At 54.8% G+C, this 22,361-nt stretch carries 19 protein-coding genes; 7 read left to right on the forward strand and 12 right to left on the reverse strand.

The features are described from left to right. Positions 1 to 28: 28 nt before the first annotated feature. The 9 genes from bamA to rpsB all read right to left on the reverse strand — a co-directional run bounded on the left by bamA (position 29) and on the right by rpsB (position 10,241). Positions 29 to 2,443, reverse strand: coding sequence for an outer membrane protein assembly factor BamA (gene bamA / locus N7V53_RS12510; protein WP_023480329.1), 2,415 nt, complete (start codon positions 2,441 to 2,443; stop codon positions 29 to 31). A gap of 31 nt (positions 2,444 to 2,474) precedes the next feature. Then, positions 2,475 to 3,824, reverse strand: coding sequence for a sigma E protease regulator RseP (gene rseP / locus N7V53_RS12515; protein ID WP_279793576.1), 1,350 nt, complete (start codon positions 3,822 to 3,824; stop codon positions 2,475 to 2,477). Positions 3,825 to 3,835: 11 nt separating this feature from the next. Next, positions 3,836 to 4,693, reverse strand: a complete 858-nt coding sequence (gene cdsA, locus N7V53_RS12520) for a phosphatidate cytidylyltransferase (RefSeq protein WP_076768871.1) — start codon at positions 4,691 to 4,693, stop codon at positions 3,836 to 3,838. Between the two features lie 12 nt (positions 4,694 to 4,705). Next, positions 4,706 to 5,464 carry a (2E,6E)-farnesyl-diphosphate-specific ditrans,polycis-undecaprenyl-diphosphate synthase gene (gene ispU / locus N7V53_RS12525; protein ID WP_023480217.1) on the reverse strand — a complete coding sequence of 253 codons (759 nt, stop codon included), beginning with the start codon at positions 5,462 to 5,464 and terminating at the stop codon, positions 4,706 to 4,708. Between the two features lie 186 nt (positions 5,465 to 5,650). Continuing rightward, positions 5,651 to 6,847 carry a 1-deoxy-D-xylulose-5-phosphate reductoisomerase gene (ispC, locus tag N7V53_RS12530; protein WP_279793577.1) on the reverse strand — a complete coding sequence of 399 codons (1,197 nt, stop codon included), beginning with the start codon at positions 6,845 to 6,847 and terminating at the stop codon, positions 5,651 to 5,653. A 97-nt stretch (positions 6,848 to 6,944) separates the two neighbouring features. Further along, on the reverse strand, positions 6,945 to 7,502 hold the full coding sequence (frr, locus tag N7V53_RS12535; protein ID WP_023480286.1) for a ribosome recycling factor: 558 nt from the start codon (positions 7,500 to 7,502) through the stop codon (positions 6,945 to 6,947). A 150-nt stretch (positions 7,503 to 7,652) separates the two neighbouring features. Beyond that, positions 7,653 to 8,378 (reverse strand): UMP kinase, encoded by a 726-nt coding sequence (gene pyrH / locus N7V53_RS12540; RefSeq protein WP_023480331.1) that lies wholly within the window; start codon positions 8,376 to 8,378, stop codon positions 7,653 to 7,655. A 145-nt stretch (positions 8,379 to 8,523) separates the two neighbouring features. Next, positions 8,524 to 9,375, reverse strand: coding sequence for a translation elongation factor Ts (gene tsf / locus N7V53_RS12545; RefSeq protein ID WP_023480457.1), 852 nt, complete (start codon positions 9,373 to 9,375; stop codon positions 8,524 to 8,526). Between the two features lie 140 nt (positions 9,376 to 9,515). Then, the gene (gene rpsB / locus N7V53_RS12550) at positions 9,516 to 10,241 is read right to left on the reverse strand and encodes a 30S ribosomal protein S2 (RefSeq protein ID WP_023480483.1); all 726 of its coding nucleotides are present in this window, start codon (positions 10,239 to 10,241) and stop codon (positions 9,516 to 9,518) included. A 309-nt stretch (positions 10,242 to 10,550) separates the two neighbouring features. Here rpsB and map point away from each other — a divergent pair, with 309 nt between their 5' ends. The 4 genes from map (at position 10,551) to N7V53_RS12570 (ending at position 15,541) form a co-directional block, all read left to right on the forward strand. Next, on the forward strand, positions 10,551 to 11,342 hold the full coding sequence (gene map / locus N7V53_RS12555; RefSeq protein WP_023480350.1) for a type I methionyl aminopeptidase: 792 nt from the start codon (positions 10,551 to 10,553) through the stop codon (positions 11,340 to 11,342). 153 nt (positions 11,343 to 11,495) lie between these two features. Next, positions 11,496 to 14,171 (forward strand): bifunctional uridylyltransferase/uridylyl-removing protein GlnD, encoded by a 2,676-nt coding sequence (gene glnD, locus N7V53_RS12560; protein WP_042716715.1) that lies wholly within the window; start codon positions 11,496 to 11,498, stop codon positions 14,169 to 14,171. Positions 14,172 to 14,205: 34 nt separating this feature from the next. Continuing rightward, a complete protein-coding gene (gene dapD / locus N7V53_RS12565; RefSeq protein ID WP_023480482.1) occupies positions 14,206 to 15,030 on the forward strand; it encodes a 2,3,4,5-tetrahydropyridine-2,6-dicarboxylate N-succinyltransferase in 825 nt (274 codons plus the stop codon). Between the two features lie 121 nt (positions 15,031 to 15,151). After that, positions 15,152 to 15,541 carry a DUF3461 family protein gene (locus tag N7V53_RS12570; RefSeq protein ID WP_279793578.1) on the forward strand — a complete coding sequence of 130 codons (390 nt, stop codon included), beginning with the start codon at positions 15,152 to 15,154 and terminating at the stop codon, positions 15,539 to 15,541. Between the two features lie 173 nt (positions 15,542 to 15,714). Here N7V53_RS12570 and cdaR read toward each other — a convergent pair whose 3' ends face one another. The 3 genes from cdaR to dgt form a co-directional block, all read right to left on the reverse strand. Further along, complete coding sequence (gene cdaR, locus N7V53_RS12575) at positions 15,715 to 16,872, reverse strand: DNA-binding transcriptional regulator CdaR (RefSeq protein WP_023480257.1); 1,158 nt, start codon at positions 16,870 to 16,872, stop codon at positions 15,715 to 15,717. A gap of 162 nt (positions 16,873 to 17,034) precedes the next feature. Then, positions 17,035 to 18,474 (reverse strand): serine endoprotease DegP, encoded by a 1,440-nt coding sequence (gene degP, locus N7V53_RS12580; RefSeq protein ID WP_023480254.1) that lies wholly within the window; start codon positions 18,472 to 18,474, stop codon positions 17,035 to 17,037. 135 nt (positions 18,475 to 18,609) lie between these two features. After that, positions 18,610 to 20,124 carry a dGTPase gene (gene dgt, locus N7V53_RS12585; RefSeq protein WP_279793579.1) on the reverse strand — a complete coding sequence of 505 codons (1,515 nt, stop codon included), beginning with the start codon at positions 20,122 to 20,124 and terminating at the stop codon, positions 18,610 to 18,612. 106 nt (positions 20,125 to 20,230) lie between these two features. On the opposite strand from dgt, the gene mtnN reads away from it, so the two are divergent. From mtnN to N7V53_RS12600, 3 genes are read left to right on the forward strand one after another with little or no spacing between them, the layout of a single operon-like run. Next, on the forward strand, positions 20,231 to 20,929 hold the full coding sequence (gene mtnN, locus N7V53_RS12590) for a 5'-methylthioadenosine/S-adenosylhomocysteine nucleosidase (protein WP_042711574.1): 699 nt from the start codon (positions 20,231 to 20,233) through the stop codon (positions 20,927 to 20,929). Beyond that, complete coding sequence (gene btuF, locus N7V53_RS12595; RefSeq protein WP_279793580.1) at positions 20,922 to 21,722, forward strand: vitamin B12 ABC transporter substrate-binding protein BtuF; 801 nt, start codon at positions 20,922 to 20,924, stop codon at positions 21,720 to 21,722. Before mtnN ends, btuF begins: the two co-directional genes overlap by 8 nt. 14 nt (positions 21,723 to 21,736) lie before the next feature. Beyond that, complete coding sequence (locus tag N7V53_RS12600) at positions 21,737 to 22,360, forward strand: TRIC cation channel family protein (protein ID WP_023480298.1); 624 nt, start codon at positions 21,737 to 21,739, stop codon at positions 22,358 to 22,360. Position 22,361: the final 1 nt, after the last annotated feature.

Below are 22,361 nucleotides of genomic sequence, written 5' to 3' on the forward strand. Positions count from 1 at the left end.
TGCTTGCGCATTCCGTTGCAGTGCGGCGTTACCAGGTTTTACCGATGTTAAACTGGAACTGCTCCGCTTTGTCTCCATCGTACTTTTTAAACGGCTGGGCGTAGGAGAAGACCAACGGCCCCAATGGGGACATCCATTGTAGTGCGATACCGGCAGACATGCGGATATTGCTCGGATCGCTATAATCCGGAATACCCAGCGCTTTCATCTCCGCGGTATTTTGCCAGTTCGTATCCCAAACGCTGCCCGCATCCCAGAAGAAGGAGGTGCGTACAGAGTTAGCATACTTCTCGCTGATAAACGGCGTTGGTGTGATCAGCTCGGCGCTGACAACGCCCATTGCGTTACCGCCCACCGCATCGTCAGACTTACAGAATTTCGACGTGGTAGTGTTACAGTTTTCCAGACCGCTGCCGCCGTAGTAGACCGCTTTCGGACCAATGTTATTGGACTGGAAGCCGCGCACGGTGCTGGAACCACCTGCATAGAAGTTCTCATAGAACGGCATTTCTTTGCTACCGATACCGTCGCCATAGCCCCAACGTGTACGACCCAGCATCACCCATTTGTGATCGTCGTCAATCGGGAAGTAGGACGCGGTGTCGACAGTGACTTTATAGAACTCGTTATCGGAGCCCGGAATTGTCACTTTACCGTTCAGGTTGACGCGTGAACCTTTCGTCGGGAAGTAACCGCGGTCAAGGTTGTTATACGTCCAGCCATAGTTGAAGGTGAAGTCATCCGCCGAGTAGCCGTTGCTGTCATCCCTGGTGCTGGCATTCTGCCCCACGGAATCGAGATAACGCCACATCGCGATCTGCGGCTGCATCTTCGACAGGCTGTTGTGCACATAGCCTAAGCCGGTGCGCAGCGTATTGTATTCGTTAATCGGGAACCCGAGCGTGCCATCCAGACCATAACTTTTGTTGGTGTAGGATGAGAGGTCCGCGTCGTCCGCTTTAAAGTCGTTGTAGAACAGACGACCGCCGAGGCTCACGCCATCAACCGTGAAGTATGGGTTGGTGACCGAGAGTTCCGAGTAGGTCTGGTAGTCGTTCTTGGTGCCGCTGATGCCAACAGAGTAACCGGTACCTAACCAGTTATCCTGCTGCACGCCGACCTGGAAGCTAACGCCGCTTTCCGTGCCGTAACCAACACCAAAGTTGAAGCTACCGGTGTTACGCTCTTTGACTTTGTAAACCACATCAACCTGATCCGGGCTGCCCGGAACACGCTGCGTTTCGCTATCAACGGTTTCAAAGTAGCCGAGACGGTTCAGACGCTCTTTACCCTGATCGACCAGATCGCTGCCGAGCCATGCCCCTTCCATCTGGCGCATTTCGCGACGCAGAACGGTATCTTTCGAGGTGTCATTGCCTTCAAAGCGGATCTTACGCACATAGAAACGGTTACCCGCATCAACGTTGATATGCAGCTTAACGGTCTTATCAGCGTCATTAATCTCAGGCTGAGACTGCACGCGCGGATAGGCATAACCATAGCGACCCAGAAGCTTTTTAATATCGTCTTCCATTTTGGTCACTTTGGTGCCGTTGTAGAGCTCGCCCGGCTGAATTTTGGTCAGGCCTTCAATTTCCGCTGAGTGGCCCGCCAGATTGCCGGCAACCTGCACGCCAGAAAGCTTGTACTGATCGCCTTCGGTGACGTTAACGGTAATGTAGATGCCTTTTTTGTCCGGCGTCAGGCTAACCTGCGTCGAATCAATGTTGAAACGGGCATAACCGCGATCCAGGTAGTAGCTGCGCAGGGTTTCAAGATCGCCCGCCAGCTTCTGCTTCTGGTATTTACGATCGCCGACCACGTTCCACCATGGCACTTCATCGCGCAGCTGGAAGTTAGAGATCAGTTGTTCGGTCGAAAACGCGTGGTTACCGACGATGTTGATCTGCTGGATCTGCGCGGAGACACCCTCCTGGAAGACCAGCTTAAGATCGACGCGGTTACGCGGCAGCGGCGTGACGACAGCTTTTACGCTGGCGCTATATTTACCGACGCTGTAGTAGAAATCTTCCAGCCCTTTTTCAATATCGGAGAGGGTGGTGCGATCCAGTGATTCGCCAACACGCACGCCAGAAGCCTCAAGGTTCTGTTTCAGCATGTCATCTTTTACCGACTTGTTGCCGGAGAAGGTGATGCTGGCGATTGTCGGGCGTTCTTTCACCTGAACGAGAAGGGTATCGCCATCACGCAGGACACGAACATCCTCAAAGTTGCCAGTGGCAAACAGTGCGCGAATGGTGTTACTGATGTCTTCATCATTCACCGTATCGCCTGGACGTACTGGCATACTGAGGAGGGCCGCACCAACGGCGACACGCTGTAGGCCTTCGAAATGAATATCCTTCACTACGAACCCCTCAGCACCGTATACGGTGGCGCTGCTAAACAGCAGCGACGCTATGAGCAACTTTTTCATCGCCATCGTTATTATGCGTTCTTCCTAACAAACTCTCTTACAAGCGAGAGAAATCATTGAAAAGTGCAAGCCCCATTAACAACACCAGCAAAATAGAGCCAATGCGATAACTAAAGTCTTGAACTCGCTCGGATACCGGTCCGCCTTTCAGCTTCTCAATCGCTAAAAACAGCAGATGTCCGCCGTCTAAAACGGGGAGCGGGAACAGGTTGATAATGCCTAAGTTCACGCTTATCAAAGCGAGGAACATCAGGTAGTAAATCAACCCGAACTCTGCTGACATCCCAGCCCCCTGGGCGATAGAGATCGGCCCACTGAGGTTGTTCAGTTTTACATCACCGGTGATCAATTTCCCCAACATACTGACCGTCAGCTTCATCAACTGCCAGGTTTTACCCGTGGCTTCGGCGATGGCGCTGAAAGGCCCGTACTGGCGTACTGTCTTATATTCATCCGGCAGCGGGATAATTTTGGGCACCACGCCCGCAAAACCCTCTGCCTTGTTACCGGGTTTCGTATCCGGTACCAGTGTTACGGACAAGGGAGTCCCCTGCCTGTCCACTTCTAATGCTAACGCCTTACCGGGGTTGTCCCGCACCAGCGTGACAAAGGTCGTCCACTGCGTTAACTGCTGACCCTCGACTTTAACGATCCTGTCGCCTGCTTGCAAACCTGCTTTGCTGGCGGCGGAACTGCTCTGGACTTCGGCGAGCACCGGTTCCAGCTGCGCAGTGCGCGGCCGAATCCCCAGCGACATCACCGGATCATCCTTGTCAGGCGCAAAGGTCCAGTGGCGCAGATCCAGCACTTTATCCTGTCGATTGTTACTGCCGAAAGGTGCCACGCTGACGGTCGTCTGACTGTCACCGATTTTTGACACCAGCTGTAAGCGCACTGCATCCCAATCAGGCGTTTCGATACCGTCAATGGCTTTAAGTTCCGTGCCGGGTGCAATTTGCGCGCTTGCAGCGATAGAGTTGGGCGTTATTTCACCAATTACCGGGCGAACGCCAGGAACGCCGATGATAAACACCAGCCAGTAAGCGAAGATAGCGAAGATGAAGTTGGCGATGGGACCCGCCGCGATCACCGCGGCGCGCTGGCCGACGGTTTTATTGTTAAACGCGAAGTGGCGCATCTCCGGGGCGACCGGCTCGACGCGCTCATCGAGCATTTTGACGTAGCCGCCCAGCGGGATCAGGGCGATAACGAATTCGGTGCCCTGTTTATCAAAGCGGCGCCAGAGCGCTTTCCCAAAACCAATGGAGAAGCGCTCGACGCGGACGCCGCAACGGCGAGCAACCCAGAAATGGCCAAATTCATGCACCGTGATCAAAACACCAAGCGCAATAATGAACGCCGCCAGATTCCAGAGAATGCTCAGCATAAAACCTTCCGTCAAATCGTCCTGAAAACCAGCAGTAACAGACAGGCAAATACGGGAACCGCCGCCGTCAGGCTGTCAATGCGATCCAGTATACCGCCGTGGCCTGGAATAAGATGACCACTATCTTTAATGCCGGCTTCGCGCTTGAACATGCTCTCGGTTAAATCGCCCAGTACCGAAGCAAGCGCGGCCACCACAGAGCAGATCAGCAGCGTCGAGTGCGCCACTTCAAGGTTCGCCCATGCGCCGTAGCCCCAGGAGATGATCCCTGCGGTCAGCAGTCCGCCGAGGAAACCTTGCCAGGTTTTACCGGGCGACACTTTCGGTGCCAGCTTATGTTTGCCAAACAGTTTGCCAAACATATAAGCACCCGAGTCCGCGCCCCAGACAAGGATCATGACGTAGAGCAACCAGATTGCGCCGCTGTAGGGGTTGACCTCATAGTGCCAGACCCGCAGCGCCAGCATGCCCCAGAAGAAGGGAATGATGGTGAGAACGCCAAACAGCAGGCGCAGCGCCTTAGAGTTGCGCCATAGCGCCGCAGAGGCCGGGTAACCCAGCACCAGCCCCAGTGCAGCAAGCCACCACACCAGAGAGGCCCAGAGCGAGCCTTCGACCAGCGGCTGGTGAACGTTGTGATGATACTCCGGCAGCGTAAACAGCATCAGCGCTAACAGCAGCCCGCAGAGCACCGCCAGCCAGACGCGCTGTGTGCGCGAGGTTAAGCCGCTAAGCTGACCCCATTCCCACGCGGCGAGCATGCAGACGGCGAGAGTGATAATCGCAAATCCCACAGGAGGCAGCAAAAAAAGCGCCGCGATAACAATGGGTATCAATACAAACGCAGAAATCAGGCGATACTTCAGCAAAAGCAACCCCCATCAGGCTTTGTCGCCACCAGGCTCGGTACCACCGAAACGACGCTCTCGATTAGCAAAGGCATTCAGCGCACCTTCAAAGTCTTGTTCATCAAAATCAGGCCAAAGAACATCAGTAAAGTAAAGTTCGGCATAGGCAATTTGCCAAAGTAAAAAGTTACTTATGCGATGTTCGCCGCCCGTCCTAATCACTAAATCAACGGGAGCCAGCTCATGCATGCAGACTTGCTTATTCAGCGTCTCTTCATCTATTTCGTCCGGGCGCAACAGCCCTTCCTGCACTTGCTCAGCTAAATGCCGAACTCCCTGAACGATATCCCAGCGCCCACCGTAGTTGGCGGCGATATTTAACGTTAGCCCGCTGTTCTGGGCGGTTAACGCTTCCGCTTTGCGGATTCGCTCCTGCAAACGCGCATTAAACCGGCTGGTATCGCCAATAATGCGTAAACGAACATTATGGCGGTGCAGGCTTTTTACTTCGCTATCCAGCGCCCACACAAACAGTTCCATCAGCGCGCTCACTTCCTGCGCCGGACGGTTCCAGTTTTCGCTACTAAAAGCATACAGCGTCAGCGCGTCGATACCATTGTTGGCGGCAAAAGAGACTGCGCGGCGAACGGATTTCGCTCCCGCTCTGTGTCCAAAGGCACGGAGTTTTCCCTGCCTTTTTGCCCAGCGACCATTGCCATCCATAATTATCGCTACATGGCGGCAGCCATGCGTTGGCAAATTTTCGCTTATCGGTTGGTTAGCAGACAACATAACGCGTTTTAGTCCCTGAAAAGGATTTAGCGGTACTCAGGAATACAAAAGCCTTCACACAAAAAAGCCGCGCAAACCACGGCTTACACAATTCGCCATAATAAAAAGCGGCAATTTTGTGGCGCAGACTATATCACTGAAGCCCTACGCTAACAAATAGCACCGTCACTCCGGACAGCATTATCACTAGCTTGCGAAGCGCATCACTTGTTTTTGCGCAATCTCTCGTGCGAGTACATCGACGGCCAGAACGTCATCAATACTCTGCGGTTCGCGTAAATCCATCTGTTCCAGCACAGAGAGATTGAGAGCGGCAATATCAGTGAAACGAATAGCGGATGCCAGGAAAGCCGAAACGGCCACCTCATTAGCTGCGTTCAGCGCAGTTGTCGCCGCCTGACCCTCGCTGGAGGCGTCAATCGCCAGCTTCAGACAGGGATAACGATCGAAATCGGGGGCGGCAAAACTCAATGCGCTCAGCTTGCAGAAATCAAGGGCGTTGACACCTGACGACACACGCTCCGGCCAGGCCATCGTGTGTGCGATGGGTGTTCGCATATCCGGCTCACCCAACTGCGCCAACACACTGCCATCCTGATAACGCACCATGGAGTGGATCACCGATTGCGGGTGAATCAGCACTTCCATCTGGCGGGCAGCGGCATTAAATAACCAGCGTGCTTCAATGTATTCCAGACCTTTATTCATCATGGTGGCGGAATCAACGGAGATTTTACGCCCCATCGACCAGTTCGGATGGCGACAAGCCTGATCCGGCGTCATCAGCGCCAGATCCGCCATCGGCGTCTCCCGGAATGGGCCACCAGACCCGGTAAGCAGAATAGACGATACGCCATTCTGTTCGAGATCAGCGTACCCCAGGTTATGCTGGATTGGTTCCGGCAAACTCTGAAAAATCGCATTATGTTCGCTGTCGACCGGCAGCAGCTGCGCCCTGCTCTCTTTCACCGCCTCCATAAACAGGCGGCCGCAGGTGACAAGTGACTCTTTATTGGCAAGCAGTACGCTTTTACCGGCGCGAATAGCCGCAAGCGTTGGCAATAATCCGGCCGCGCCGACGATAGCGGCCATCACCTGATCGACCTCATCAAGCGCCGCCATCTCACAGGCGGCCTGCTGCCCGCTCAGCACTTCAGTGCGGCTACCATGCTCGCTCAGGGTGCGCTGTAACTGCCGCGCGCTGTCAGCGTCATCCATCACCGCATAGCGCGGAGAGAACTCGAGGCACTGCTCAACCATGCGCGCGACATTTTTTCCCGCGACCAGCGCGGTGACGGTGAAACGATCGGGATTATGACGAACCACAGCAAGCGTGCTGCAACCTATGGAACCCGTTGAGCCCAGAAGAGTTAAATGCTTCATGAAACGCTCGCAACGTTACAAGGGGGGAAAGCAAAAACGCCGTCAGCAAGCCGCTTGCACGGCTCTCTGGACGGCGTTTTAGTCGTTTTTTATCGAATCAGAACTGCATCAGTTCCGCTTCTTTATCCGCCAGCGCCGCGTCAACTTTCTTGATCGCAGCGTCGGTCAGCTTCTGCACGTCATCCTGAGAACGGCGGTCATCATCTTCGCTGATCTCTTTATCTTTCAGCAGCGCTTTTACTTTATCGTTGGCATCACGGCGCACGTTGCGCACGGCAACACGAGCCTGTTCAGCTTCACCGCGCACTACTTTGATCAGATCTTTACGACGCTCTTCGGTCAGTGCCGGCAGCGGAACGCGAATATCGCTGCCCGCAGAGCTTGGGTTCAGACCCAGATCGGAGGTGAGGATCGCTTTTTCAACGGCCGGGCTCATCGAGCGATCGAAGACGTTGATTTTCAGAGTGCGGGAGTCTTCTACCGTTACGCTGGCCAGCTGACGCAGCGGCGTCGGCGTACCGTAATATTCCACAACGATGCCGTCCAGCAGGCTCGGAGAAGCGCGGCCGGTACGGACTTTGCTGATTTGGGTTTTGAAGGATTCTACGCATTTTTCCATGCGTACTTCAGCATCTTTTCTGATATCGCTAATCACGTTACGGATCCTTGAAATCTTGTCGCAGACAGGCCATACGGCGGTTGTGCTAAGTATAGCCTTGTTCCCATGATGGCATCGTAAAGATGCCGGAACGCTCTGCTTGATAAATTAAAGCGGAATCTTACCTTTATTTATTGCTTACGGGAATTATTCCGTAATCAATGTGCCCTCTTTTTCGCCCATTACCACGCGGCGCAGCGCGCCTGGTTTGTTCATATTGAACACGCGAATCGGTAATTTATGGTCGCGAGCGAGGGTAAAGGCGGCCAGATCCATCACTTTCAGTTCTTTATCAAGCACTTCAGTATAGGAGAGGCGCTCGCAGAGTGTGGCGGTCGGATCCAGTACCGGATCGGCCGTATAGACGCCGTCAACTTTGGTCGCTTTCAGCACCACATCGGCTTCGATTTCGATACCGCGCAGGCAGGCTGCGGAGTCGGTGGTGAAGAATGGGTTACCGGTACCGGCGCTGAAAATCACTACGCGGTTATTACGCAGCAGGCTGATTGCTTCTGCCCAGCTGTAGTTGTCACATACGCCGTTTAACGGGAATGCAGACATCAGGCGCGCGTTCACATAGGCACGATGCAGAGCATCACGCATTGCCAGGCCGTTCATCACTGTTGCCAGCATACCCATGTGATCGCCCACAACACGGTTCATGCCTGCTTTCGCCAGGCCCGCACCACGGAACAGGTTACCCCCGCCAATGACTACGCCAACCTGAATACCCAGTTCAACCAGTTCTTTAATTTCCTGCGCCATACGGTCAAGAATGCTTGCGTCGATACCGAAACCTTCAGAGCCCTGAAGCGCCTCGCCACTCAGCTTAAGCAGAATGCGTTTGTAGATGGGTTTTGCATTGGTAGCCATGTTTCTTTCCTGAGACTGTGAACAATTAGACGGGTTTAATCTGGCGCTATGATACGTCGCCTGTCAGCGCTAACACTAGTGTGCCGGCTGTTTTTCAGATGAAGGACATAAAAAGAAGCCGCCCTCAGGCGGCTCCTTTTATTGATTAAGACTGCTTGGACATGGCAGCAACTTCTGCTGCGAAGTCAGTCTCAACTTTCTCGATGCCTTCGCCCACTTCGAAGCGGATGAAGCCAGTCACGTCAGCGTTGTGCTCTTTCAGCAGCTGGCCAACGGTTTTGCTCGGGTCCATTACGAAAGGCTGGCCGGTCAGAGAAACTTCGCCGGTGAATTTCTTCATGCGGCCTTCAACCATTTTCTCTGCGATCTCTTTCGGCTTGCCAGACTGCATGGCGATATCCAGCTGAACCTGGTACTCTTTCTCAACAACTTCAGCAGACACGTCTTCCGGCTTAACGAATTCCGGCTTGCTTGCAGCAACGTGCATAGCCAGCTGCTTAACCAGCTCCTGATCTGCGCCTTTCGCCGCAACCAGAACACCGATGCGCGCGCCGTGTTGGTAAGAGCCCAGTACTTCGCCTTCCAGGGAAGAAACGCGACGGATGTTGATGTTCTCACCGATTTTAGCAACCAGTGCAACGCGCTCTTCTTCGAACTGCGTTTTCAGAACTTCAACGTCGGTGATTTTGCCAGCAACAGCAGCGTCCAGAACTTTGTTAGCAAATGCCTGGAAACCAGCATCTTTAGCAACGAAGTCAGTCTGGCAGTTAACTTCCAGAATGATGCCGTAGGTGCCGTCGATTTTGGTGATGATCACGCCGTCAGCAGCAACGTTGCCCGCTTTTTTCGCCGCTTTGATCGCACCGGACTTACGCATGTTCTCGATTGCCAGCTCGATGTCGCCGCTTGCTTCGGTCAGCGCTTTTTTACAGTCCATCATGCCTGCGCCAGTACGTTCACGCAGCTCTTTTACCAGGGATGCGGTAATTTCAGCCATTCTTTAATCCTCGGGAGAGATATGACCTGCCCGGTTCCAGGAACCAAACAGGCTTGAAAGTGAAAAAGGGGGCCATAAACAGGCCCCCTAACCAAACTCGGTACTACCTGCTCAATAAGGGGCTCAGAGAGCGTGCCTTATTACTCAGCTTCTACGAAGCTTTCTTCCGCCTGAGTAGCCAGATCAGAAGAACGGCCTTCACGAACGGTAGCAGCAACGGCATTCAGGTACAGGCTAACAGCACGGATTGCATCGTCGTTACCCGGGATAACGAAGTCAACGCCGTCCGGATCGGAGTTGGTATCAACGATAGCAAATACCGGGATACCCAGGTTGTTTGCTTCTTTGATTGCGATGTGCTCGTGGTCAGCGTCGATAACAAACAGCGCGTCCGGCAGGCCGCCCATGTCTTTGATACCGCCCAGGCTGTTTTCCAGCTTGTCCAGCTCACGAGTGCGCATCAGCGCTTCTTTCTTGGTCAGCTTGTCGAAGGTGCCGTCCTGAGACTGAGTTTCCAGGTCTTTCAGACGTTTGATGGACTGACGAACGGTTTTCCAGTTAGTCAGCATGCCGCCCAGCCAGCGATGGTTCACGAAGAACTGATCGCAATTCTGAGCTGCTTCTTTCACCGCTTCGCTTGCAGCGCGTTTAGTACCAACGATCAGGATCTTGCCTTTACGAGCAGAGATCTTGTTCAGCTCAGCCAGGGCTTCGTTGAACATCGGTACAGTCTTCTCAAGGTTGATGATGTGAACTTTGTTACGCGCGCCGAAGATGAAAGGCTTCATTTTCGGGTTCCAGTAACGGGTCTGGTGACCAAAGTGAACACCAGCCTTGAGCATGTCGCGCATGGAAACAGTTGCCATGATTAAAACCTCTATATAAAAGTTGGGGTTATGCCTCCACGTATCCCATATTACCGACCCCGAAGGGCACCCCGGAATATGTGCCGATACGTGTGTGTTATTACACAAAGTGAGATTTGTGGCTCCCATTCCAAAACAGGAACGGAAGTCCGGCGCGCTTTATATCACAAAAGCGAACAGGACACCAATAGTTGTTACCGCAGAGTGCTGTTAACGATTCTCAATTTGGCACAACGCTTGCCCGACTGTTACCATTGACAGCACTACTCCTGGTATAGTCGAAAAAATCGACACTGATGGACACTTCTCATGGCTATCTCTATTAAAACACCCGAAGAAATTGAAAAAATGCGCGTTGCCGGCCGTCTCGCCGCCGAAGTGCTCGAAATGATCGAACCACACATTAAACCCGGCGTCAGCACCGGCGAACTGGACCGCATCTGTAACGATTACATCGTTAATGAGCAACACGCCGTTTCGGCCTGCCTGGGCTATCACGGCTTCCCGAAATCCGTCTGTATCTCAATTAATGAAGTGGTTTGCCACGGTATTCCGGATGACGAAAAACTGCTGAAAGATGGCGATGTGGTCAATATCGACGTCACAGTCATTAAAGATGAGTATCACGGCGACACCTCGAAGATGTTTATCGTCGGTAAACCGACCATTCTGGGCGAGCGCCTATGCCGCGTTACCCAGGATAGCCTCTACCTGGCGCTGCGCATGGTGAAACCGGGTATTCGCCTGCGTACCCTCGGTGCGGCGATCCAGAAATATGTTGAAGGCGAAGGCTTCTCCGTGGTGCGCGAATATTGCGGTCACGGCATTGGTCGCGGCTTCCACGAAGAGCCGCAGGTGCTGCATTACGATGCTGATGATGGCGGCGTGGTGCTGAAAGCCGGTATGACATTTACCATCGAGCCGATGGTTAATGCCGGTGATTACCGCATTCGTACTATGAAAGATGGCTGGACGGTGAAAACCAAAGATCGCAGCCTCTCTGCGCAGTATGAGCACACCATTGTTGTCACCGAAACCGGCTGTGAGATCCTCACACTGCGTAAAGATGACACCATCGAGGCTGTGCTGACCGCCGCCTGATCGCGACTATCTGCCAGCTATCACGGTCCGCTTTGCGGGCCGTTTTTTTTGCCTGCTTCCCGGCCGGGTCATACATATAAACGACTTTTCATTTCCATCCATCTCTTTTACTTTGTTTTGCAGTGGATCCGCACGCCAACTGGGTGGCTAATCATGAGCAATATCTCTTCCGAACAATTTGTCAGTAGCGTTCAGCCCACCCTTCCCGGCCAGCCTGAACATCCCGGAGTGTGGCCCGCAGAGGAGCTGCACTGCGCCACCATCAAAGCGCGCATTGATGCTTTTCAGCAGTGGCTGGGGCAGGTGTTTGACGCCGGGATCTCGGCCGAACAGTTAATTGAGGCGCGCACCGAATTTATCGATCAGCTGTTGCAGCGCTTGTGGCTGCAATATGGCTTTGGCGATGCGGGCGATACCGCGCTGGTGGCCGTTGGCGGTTATGGCCGCGGCGAACTGCATCCCTTATCCGATATCGATCTGCTGATCCTCAGCCGCAATAAGCTGCCGGATGAGCAGGCGCAAAAGATCGGCGAGCTGCTGACCCTGCTGTGGGATGTGAAGCTGGAGGTGGGTCACAGCGTGCGCACGCTGGATGAGTGTCTGCAGGAGGGATTATCGGATCTCACTGTCGCCACCAACCTTATCGAATCACGCTTGCTGGTCGGCGATGTCGCGCTGTTTCTGGAACTGCAAAAACATATCTTCAGCGACAATTTCTGGCCGTCGGAGACCTTCTTCCCGGCGAAAGTGGTGGAGCAGAACGAGCGCCATCAGCGCTATCACGGCACCAGCTATAACCTTGAGCCCGATATTAAAAGCAGCCCCGGCGGCCTGCGCGATATTCATACCTTACAGTGGGTCGCGCGCCGCCATTTTGGTGCTACCTCGCTTAATGAGATGGTCGGCTTCGGCTTTCTGACCGAAGCGGAACGCAACGAACTGAATGAGTGCCTGCATCTGCTGTGGCGCATTCGCTTCGCCCTGCATCTGGAAGTGACGCGCTACGATAACCGTCTGCTATTCGATCGCCAGCTCAGCGTGGCGCAGCGTCTCAACTATGTCGGCGACGGCAATCAGCCCGTTGAGCATATGATGAAGGATTTCTTCCGGGTCACGCGCCGCGTGTCGGAACTCAACCATATGCTGCTGCAACTCTTTGATGAGGCGATTCTGGCCCTGACGCCTGATGAAAAGCCGCGCCCAATCGATGATGAGTTTCAGCTGCGCGGCACGCTTATCGATCTGCGCGATGAGACGCTGTTTATCCGCGAGCCGCAGGCGATTTTACGCATGTTCGCGATTATGGTGCGTAACAGCGCCATTACCGGTATCTACTCCACCACCCTGCGTCACTTGCGCCATGCGCGCCGCCATTTAACCCAGCCGCTCTGCTACATTCCGGAAGCGCGCACAATCTTCCTCAGCATGCTGCGCCATCCGGGCGCGGTGAGCCGTGGATTATTGCCAATGCATCGCCACAGCGTGTTGTGGGCCTATATGCCGCAGTGGTCGCATATTGTCGGCCAGATGCAGTTCGACCTTTTTCACGCCTATACCGTCGATGAGCACACCATTCGCGTTTTGCTGAAGCTGGAAAGTTTTGCCAAAGAGGAGACGCGCAGCAAGCACCCGCTCTGCGTAGAGCTCTGGCCGCGCCTGACCCACCCGGAGCTGATTCTGATTGCGGCGCTGTTTCATGATATCGCCAAAGGCCGCGGCGGCGACCACTCGGTGCTGGGGGCGCAGGATGTGCTGAAGTTCGCTGAGCTTCACGGCCTGAACTCGCGGGAAACGCAGCTGGTCGCCTGGCTGGTGCGCCACCATCTTCTGATGTCGGTCACCGCGCAGCGCCGTGATATTCAGGATCCGGAAGTGATTAAGCAGTTTGCCGAAGAGGTGCAAACGGAGAACCGCCTGCGCTTCCTGGTCTGCCTGACGGTTGCCGATATCTGCGCGACCAACGAAACGTTGTGGAACAGCTGGAAGCAGAGCCTGTTGCGCGAACTCTATTTCGCCACCGAAAAACAGCTGCGCCGCGGGATGCAGAACACGCCGGATATGCGCGAGCGCGTGCGTCACCACCAGTTGCAGGCGCTGGCGCTGCTGCGCATGGACAATATTAATGAGGAGCGGCTCCACCAGATTTGGGCGCGCTGTCGTGCTAATTACTTTGTCCGCCACAGCCCAAACCAGCTCGCCTGGCACGCGCGCCATCTGCTGCAACACGATCTGACCAAGCCGCTGATCCTGTTGAGCCCGCAGGCGACGCGCGGCGGAACCGAGATCTTTATCTGGAGCCCGGACCGCCCCTATCTCTTTGCCGCCGTCTGCGCCGAGCTGGATCGCCGCAATCTCAGCGTCCATGACGCGCAGGTCTTTACCACCCGCGACGGCATGGCGATGGATACCTTTATTGTGCTGGAGCCGGACGGCAGCCCGCTCTCTGCCGATCGCCACGAGGCGATCTGTTTCGGGCTGAAACAGGCGATTACCCAGCATACCTGGCAGCCGCCGCAGCCGCGTCGTCAACCGGCCAAGCTGCGCCACTTTACCGTCGATACCGAAGTGAATTTCCTGCCGACCCATACGGACAGAAAATCGTTCCTGGAGTTGATTGCCCTTGACCAGCCAGGGCTGCTGGCGCGGGTCGGACAGATTTTTGCCGACCTTGGAATTTCGCTGCACGGCGCAAGAATTACAACCATTGGCGAGCGAGTAGAAGATTTATTCATAATCGCTACCGCCGACCGGCGTGGCCTTAATAATGCGCTGCAAAAGGAGGTACAACAACGGTTGACAGAGGCCCTCAATCCAAACGATAAAGGGTGATTATTTTTTTACACAAGATGGAAAGAGTTTAACAATGCAGCAGTTACAGAACGTTATTGAAGCCGCTTTCGAGCGCCGCGCAGAAATTACCCCGGCCAATGTCGATACCGTGACCCGTGAAGCGGTCAACCAGGTTATCGCCCTGCTTGACTCCGGCGCGCTGCGTGTCGCAGAAAAAATCGACGGCCAGTGGGTCACCCACCAGTGGCTGAAAAAAGCGGTTCTGCTCTCTTTCCGCATTAACGATAACCAGGTTATCGACGGTGCGGAGAGCCGCTACTTCGATAAAGTGCCGATGAAATTCGCTGATTACGACGAAGCGCGTTTCCAGAAAGAGGGTTTCCGCGTAGTGCCGCCTGCGGCAGTACGTCAGGGCGCGTATATCGCTCGTAACACGGTATTGATGCCTTCTTATGTGAATATCGGCGCTTACGTTGATGAAGGCTCTATGGTTGATACCTGGGCAACCGTCGGCTCCTGCGCGCAGATCGGTAAAAACGTTCACCTCTCCGGCGGCGTGGGTATCGGCGGCGTACTGGAACCACTGCAGGCAAATCCGACTATTATTGAAGATAACTGTTTCATCGGCGCGCGCTCCGAAGTGGTTGAGGGCGTGATCGTTGAAGAGGGTTCGGTTATCTCGATGGGTGTTTATATTGGTCAAAGCACCCGTATTTACGACCGCGAAACGGGCGAAGTGCATTATGGCCGCGTACCGGCAGGCTCAGTGGTGGTTTCAGGTAACCTGCCGTCGAAAGATGGTAAATACAGCCTCTACTGTGCGGTTATCGTGAAAAAAGTAGATGCGAAAACCCGCGGCAAAGTCGGCATTAACGAACTGCTGCGCACCATCGACTAAGCCTTTTCCCTCTCCCGGTTCGGGAGAGGGTGATATATCCCGCCTTTTTTGCATACGTCAGTGGCGAAAATAGATTTTTTCGTTAATTATTCATAGGTTATGTTGAGCTTAAGGGTCCGCTATGTACGACAATCTTAAAAGTTTAGGCATTACCAATCCCAATGAAATCGATCGCTATAGCCTCCGCCAGGAAGCGAATAACGACATCCTGAAAATCTATTTTCATAAAGACCGGGGCGAGTTCTTCGCCAAGAGCGTCAAGTTCAAATATCCGCGTCAGCGCAAAACCGTGGTCGCCGATGGCGTAGGCCAGGGTTACAAAGAGGTGCAGGAGATCAGCCCTAACCTGCGTTACGTGATTGATGAGCTGGATCAGATCTGCCAGCGCGATCGCACTGAAGTGGATTTGAAGCGTAAGATCCTTGACGATCTGCGCCATCTCGAAAGTGTTGTCACCAACAAGATCAGCGAAATTGAATCGGATCTTGAGAAGCTGACGCGCGGGAAATAAGTTTTTTCAGTCGCTATCTGGCCTACGTTTCTGTCCAGTCACGTAGGCCGGACAAGCACCTCACCCCTATCAAACCGGCACGATCATGTAGGCCGGATAAGCGCAGCGCCATCCGGCAAAAAAGCAGTGCGTAGGCCAGATAAGCGCAGCGTCATCCGGCACAAAAACCACGATTAATGCTGCTCATCCAGCTGCAACGCCACATAGAGCAACAGCCTGTCGTCAAAATTCCCCAAATCCAGCCCGGTCAGCTCCGAAATACGATTCAGGCGATACTCCAGCGTATTGCGATGGATAAACAGCGCCTTTGACGTCGCCAGCGGCTGCACATTGTGGCGAAACCACGCCGTCAGCGTGCGGCGCAGCAAGCCATTATTATCCATCGCTTTCAGCCGCGTTAACGGGCGCGCCAGCTCATTGGCCTGCCAGCCGCCGCGCAGGCTGTCGAGCAGCACCGGCAGCATCAAATCCTGATAGAAATAGCTGCGGCTCTCCGGCATTCGCTGTTTGCCGACCATCATGGTGGTACGCGCCGTACGATAGGAGCGCGCAATGCTGCCGGGGCCGGTAAAGTAGTTGCCCAACGCGACGCGAAAACGCAGCTGACCATTCTCCTTCATCCGCGTAATCAGCTGCTCGACGCGCTTGCGGTGATCTTCTGCGTCCCAGCGGCCAAACGGGTTCAGCGCCGGCTTCAGCACCACCATTTCGGTCAGCGAGACGATGGCGATAAGATTATTGCGCTCCGGCGTGGTGAGGGCGTTTTGCAGCTGCTGAAGTTCCGCCATTGCGCTGTCGACGCCCAGCTGGCCGCTATCGACCTCCACCACAGCCACTACGCGCGGCTGATTAAGATCGATACCTAAACGCTGCGCCCATTCGGTCAGCGCTGGCGTGTGCTCCTCTGCCTGAATCAGGTTCATCACCAGCTCTTCGCGCAGGCGGCTATCCTGCGCCAGCAGATGCATCAGCCGCGACTGCTCCAGCATCATCTCCGCCGTCATACAGACCAGCTCGCCATATTTACGCAACGTTTCGGGTTCACCGGTCAGGCCGATGACGCCGACAATCTCCCCTTCGAGGCGCAGTGGCAGGTTGATACCCTGGCGCACGCCGTGCAGATGGCGCGCCACCGCATCGTCGATATCCACTACCCGTCCCTGCGACAGCACCAGCAGCGCGCCTTCGTGCAATTCACCAATACGCTCGCGATCACCGCTGCCAATAATCCGCCCGCGCGCATCCATCACGTTGATGTTTGTATCGATGATACGCATGGTACGCGCCACGATATCCTGTGCCATTTTGGTATCAAGATGCCAGCCAGCCATGTAACCCTCCCCGGTGCAGAGGCCAAGCATATGGCAGAAAATTGACCCGCGCATTGTGCGGATGCACAAAGCGGCAGCGAGAAGTGTGGAGTTGTGGAAGGGTTCACAAAAAGGGCGGGAAGCCCCTCTTCCCCGCTGCGGAGAAGAGGGTTTTACAGAGGATTACTGCATCAGCAGGTAGATAGAGGTGTCACCGCGCTGGATGTTCAGCGCCAGCACCGACGGTTTGCTGTCGAGAATTTTGCGCAGTTCAGCAATGTTTTTCACCGGCTGCTGGTTCGCGCCAAGGATCACATCACCTTTTTTCAGGCCGATTTGCGCCGCCGGGCTATTCGGTTTAACCGCATTCACCACTACGCCGCCATCTTTGCCTTTGTTGCTCATCTCCGCCCCTTCGATACCGCTGAAGATGGTGCTGGATTCAACCTGGTTCTGGCTGCTCTGCTGCAGTTCAAGGGTCACGTTGACCGGTTTGCCGTCGCGCAGCATCCCCAGCGCCACTTTGCTGCCAATCGGCATTGAGCCGACTTCCGCGCGCAGCGCCGCAAAGCTGCTGATCGGTTTACCGTTGAGGGTGGTAATCACGTCGCCCGCTTTGACGCCCGCTTTCGCGGCGGCGGAGTTCGGCATCACCTGGCTGACAAAGGCCCCGCGCTGGGCGTCGACTTTCATCGCTTTCGCCAGTTCAGAGTTCAGCTCGGTGCCCATAATCCCCAGTTCACCGCGGCGCACCTGACCGTACTGCACCATCTGGCTGGTGAGGTTTTTCACCATATTACTCGGGATAGCAAAGCCGATACCGATGTTGCCACCGTCCGGTGCGAGGATAGCGGTGTTAATCCCAATCAGTTCGCCGTTGAGGTTAACCAGCGCGCCGCCGGAGTTACCGCGGTTAATGGCGGCATCGGTCTGAATAAAGTTTTCATAGTTTTCCGCGTTCAGGCCGCTTCGGCCGAGCGCCGAGACAATCCCGGAGGTAACGGTTTCGCCAAGACCAAACGGGTTACCAATCGCCACCGTGTAGTCGCCGACGCGCAGCGCATCGGAGTCTGCAAGCTTAATGGCGGTGAGGTTTTTCGGATCCTGAATCTGGATCAGTGCGATATCGGAGCGCGGATCTTTGCCCACCACTTTGGCGTCAAATTTACGCCCGTCGCTGAGCTGCACTTTGATGGTGCTGGCATTGTCGACCACATGGTTGTTGGTGACGACGTAGCCTTTCGCGGCGTCAATAATTACGCCAGAGCCCAGCGCCATAAATTTTTGCTGCTGGCCGCCGCCGCCCTGTCCATCCGGACCACCGCCGCCCTGGCAGAAGGGGGAGCTCTGGAACGGCGAACCATCCTGGCAGAAGGGTGAGTTATCACCGAAGAATTGCTGGAAGTTGCGCGGCATGCGCGGGGTGTTTACCGTGGTGCTGCCTTCAACGTTAATACTCACGACTGACGGCATCACCTTTTCCAGCATCGGTGCGAGGCTTGGCATCTGCTGCGATGTTGCGGTGGTTGACGAGGCTGTTTCTGCTGCCGTCGCAGACAGAGGAGACAGCGCAAAACTTAAACTTAAAGCCAGTGCACTCATTGCTAACGTCGTTTTTTTCATCTCTCTCAATCTCTTTTCTGATTAACGCGAACTGCTGTGTATGTGTCACTCAGAGTCGATTTATAGCGTGAAGTTCAGGCCTTAAGCCTCTGGAAAAAGTAAAAAAATATTGTCGTTCTTTACAATTCAGCGGGATTATTCCACCGCCATTAAGCGACGATATTCATCCCATGAATAAAGATCCGTCATTCCGCTAATATAGTCCTGAATTAATCGACAACGGTGATAATACTCCAGCACCGAATAGTCTTCGTCATCGGGCGATAATTTGCTTACCGCTTCGACGTAGGCTAACCGGTGGCGCGCCGACAGTTTCTGAAACAGGCGCGATTCAATTGGGAAACGGCGCAGACGCTCTTTTTCCACCAGCTCGGTAAAGTCCGCCAGCGATAATTGCAACAAAGGTCGATATATTTCCAGCAGCCCACTAATAACGCGGTAGCCCTGTAACTCCAGCTGCTCCACGTCGGGGTGGCTGAATACCTGTTTAATGGCGACGTTTTTATATAATTCAAGCAGCTGGCTGAAACTGCTGTCATCTTCCAGCAGCGCGTGGTTGAATTCACCGCTAAAGATTTGCGGCAGGTTGTCAATAAAGCGCTGCGCGGCATAAGGCACCAGCTTATTAAGCGTATTGACGCGCAAATACATAAAGAATTGATCTTCGGCGCTGCGGCTCATCGAATTAGCGCGCGATTTATCCCACGCATTTTCGACAACCTGAGCAAACAGCGATCCCTTTTCATGCTCGCCCCACGCTTCATAAAGATGCTGATAAAGCTGCTCGACGGAAAATATTCGCTTCTCAACCGCATCTTCAAGATCGGCCACGCAGTAGGAGATGTCATCCGCGGCTTCCATTATCCAGGTCAATGGAAAACGGCTATAGGTATCGAGGTTTAACTCTTTACGCAGCCGCTCAACGTACGCCTCTTCGGAGAAATAGTAGCCGGGCTTTTTCATTAAATAGCTGTGGGAGGAGGGCGGTTCACCGACCCACCACGCAGGACGGGTATATTTTAAAATACAGCCGACCTGCGCCCAGGTCAGATTCATACGCATCAAGGTATGCACCATGCGAATACCCTGCGCGTTCCCTTCGAAGTGGCTTAAGTCGTGACGCACCTTACTGCGCAGCGCGTTGAGCTTTCCCTCCCCTTCGCGCAGGCGCAGAGCCATCACTTCGCAGCGATCTTCAGCCAGAGGCTCGCCGAGGGCGTCGTCCGGTGCCAGCCGCTGGCGGAACCAGTCATTAATCGCCGCTTCACCAAAGTGGCCGAACGGCGGGTTGCCGATGTCGTGCATCAGGCAGGCCATTTCGACGATGCTCTCAAATGGCCCGGTTAACTCATCCAGGCCATACTTTTCCAGCAGGCGCTGCTCTTTCAGGCGGCTTAAAATCTCTTTGGCGATATAGCGGCCGACCTGCTGAACTTCCATAGAGTGCGTTAAACGGGTGCGAACCGCCGCGTTACGCTCAAGAGGAAAGACCTGGGTTTTCTGCTGCAAACGCCGGATGGCGGCGGAGTTGATGATACGTCCGCGATCGCTTTCGAAGATGCGCAGGATCTCATGTTCGGTTTTCACGCCCTGCGGCGAGCGATACCGGCGATGCCAGTTGATCTTGTTGCGAAAATCGATGTCGTCCATTTCCTCTCCTCTACGCAGGCGCACGGGGTGTCATGCAATTGTGTATGCCATGATAGACTATGCCCTGTAAACCTATTCCTGCCTTATCACATTAGCGAGTATCTCCATGAAAATTGGCATCATTGGTGCAATGGAAGAAGAAGTTACGCTGTTGCGTGACAAAATCGAAAACCGTCAGACGCTGAATATTGGCGGAAGCGAAATTTACACCGGTACGCTGAATGGCACAGACGTGGCCCTGCTTAAGTCCGGCATTGGTAAAGTGGCCGCCGCGATGGGCGCAACGCTGTTGCTGGAGCACTGCAAGCCGGATGTGATTATCAATACCGGCTCCGCAGGCGGCCTGGCACCGACCCTGAAAGTGGGCGATATCGTGGTCTCTGATGAAGCGCGTTATCACGATGCCGACGTCACTGCCTTTGGCTATGAGTATGGTCAACTGCCGGGCTGCCCGGCGGGCTTTAAAGCCGATGAGAAGCTGGTGCTGGCGGCAGAAGCCTGCATCGGTGAGCTGAACCTGAACGCGGTGCGCGGGCTGATTGTCAGCGGCGATGCGTTCATCAACGGCTCCGTTGGCCTGGCAAAAATTCGCCACAACTTCCCGCAGGCGGTTGCCGTTGAGATGGAAGCGACCGCTATCGCTCACGTTTGCCACAACTTTGGCGTGCCGTTTGTGGTGGTTCGCGCCATCTCCGACGTCGCGGACCAGCAGTCTCACCTGAGCTTTGATGAGTTCCTGGTGGTGGCGGCAAAACAGTCCAGCCTGATGGTTGAAACCCTGGTGCAGAAACTGGCACGTGGGTAATCCCCTTTTCAGGGCGCTCGCCGCCCTGCTTCTATTTCTGCCGGCGTGGCTCTTCGCTGCGCCGCGCGTTATTTCACTCTCTCCGGCCAATACCGAACTGGCTTTCGCCGCCGGAATCACGCCCGTCGCTGTCAGCAGTTACTCAGATTATCCCCCCGCCGCCGCGCAGATTGAGCAGGTTGCCAGCTGGCAAGGGATAAACCTCGAACGCATCCTCGCCCTGAAGCCTGACGTGGTGCTGGCCTGGCGCGGAGGTAACCCGGAGCGTCAGGTCGATCAGCTGAAAAAGTTTGGTATCCGCGTGATGTGGATCGATGCCATCTCCATTGAAGATGTCGCGCAGACGCTGCGCCATCTCGCCCCTTATAGCCCGCAGCCCGCGCAGGCTGAGCAGGCTGCGCAACAGTTGATGAGCGCGTATGAGACGTTAAAGTCCCGCTACGCAGCACAGCCGAAAAAACGCGTCTTTATGCAGTTTGGCACGCAGCCGCTCTTTACCAGCGGCAAAGGTTCGATTCAACACCAGGTGGTGGAGTTGTGCGGCGGGGAGAATATCTTTGCCGAAAGCCGCGTGCCGTGGCCGCAGGTGAGCCGTGAACAGGTGCTGGCGCGCCATCCGCAGGCAATTATCCTCGCGGGTGAAGAGAAGGCGCAAACGCGCGTGAAACAGTTCTGGGGCGACCAGCTGAATGTGCCAATTATTTCTCTGCATGATGACTGGTTTGAACGGGCGAGCCCGCGTATTATCCTCGCCGCTCAACAACTCTGTTCTGCCCTTGCGCAGGTGAAATAACCGGGGAATCAACCATGCTGGTCTACTGGCTGGATATTATCGGCACCGCCGTTTTCGCCATCTCAGGCGTTCTGCTTGCCGGAAAGTTGCGGATGGACCCTTTCGGTGTACTGGTGCTGGGCGTGGTGACCGCGGTCGGCGGTGGCACTATTCGCGATATGGCGCTGGCGCACGGGCCGGTCTTCTGGGTGAAAGATCCCACCGATCTGGTGGTAGCGATGGTCACCTGCATGTTAACCATTATTTTAGTGCGCCAGCCGCGCCGCTTGCCGAAGTGGATATTACCGGTGCTGGATGCGGTTGGTCTGGCAGTGTTTGTCGGCATTGGCGTCAATAAAGCGTTTCTCGCCGGCACCGGGCCGCTGGTGGCGATCTGTATGGGCGTGGTAACGGGCGTCGGCGGCGGCATTATTCGTGATGTGCTGGCACGTGAAATACCGATGATCCTGCGCACAGAGATTTACGCCACGGCCTGTATTGCGGGTGGCATCGTCCATGCTACGGCGTTCTATGTTTTTGCCGTGCCGCTGGAGTCAGCGAGTATGGTAGGAATGGTCGTCACGCTGGTGATTCGCCTGGCGGCGATCCGCTGGCACCTGAAGCTGCCAACCTTTGCGCTGGATGAAGCGGGTCGTTAAA

The organism is Kosakonia sp. HypNH10 (assembly GCF_029850615.1).
GTDB lineage: Bacteria > Pseudomonadota > Gammaproteobacteria > Enterobacterales > Enterobacteriaceae > Kosakonia > Kosakonia cowanii.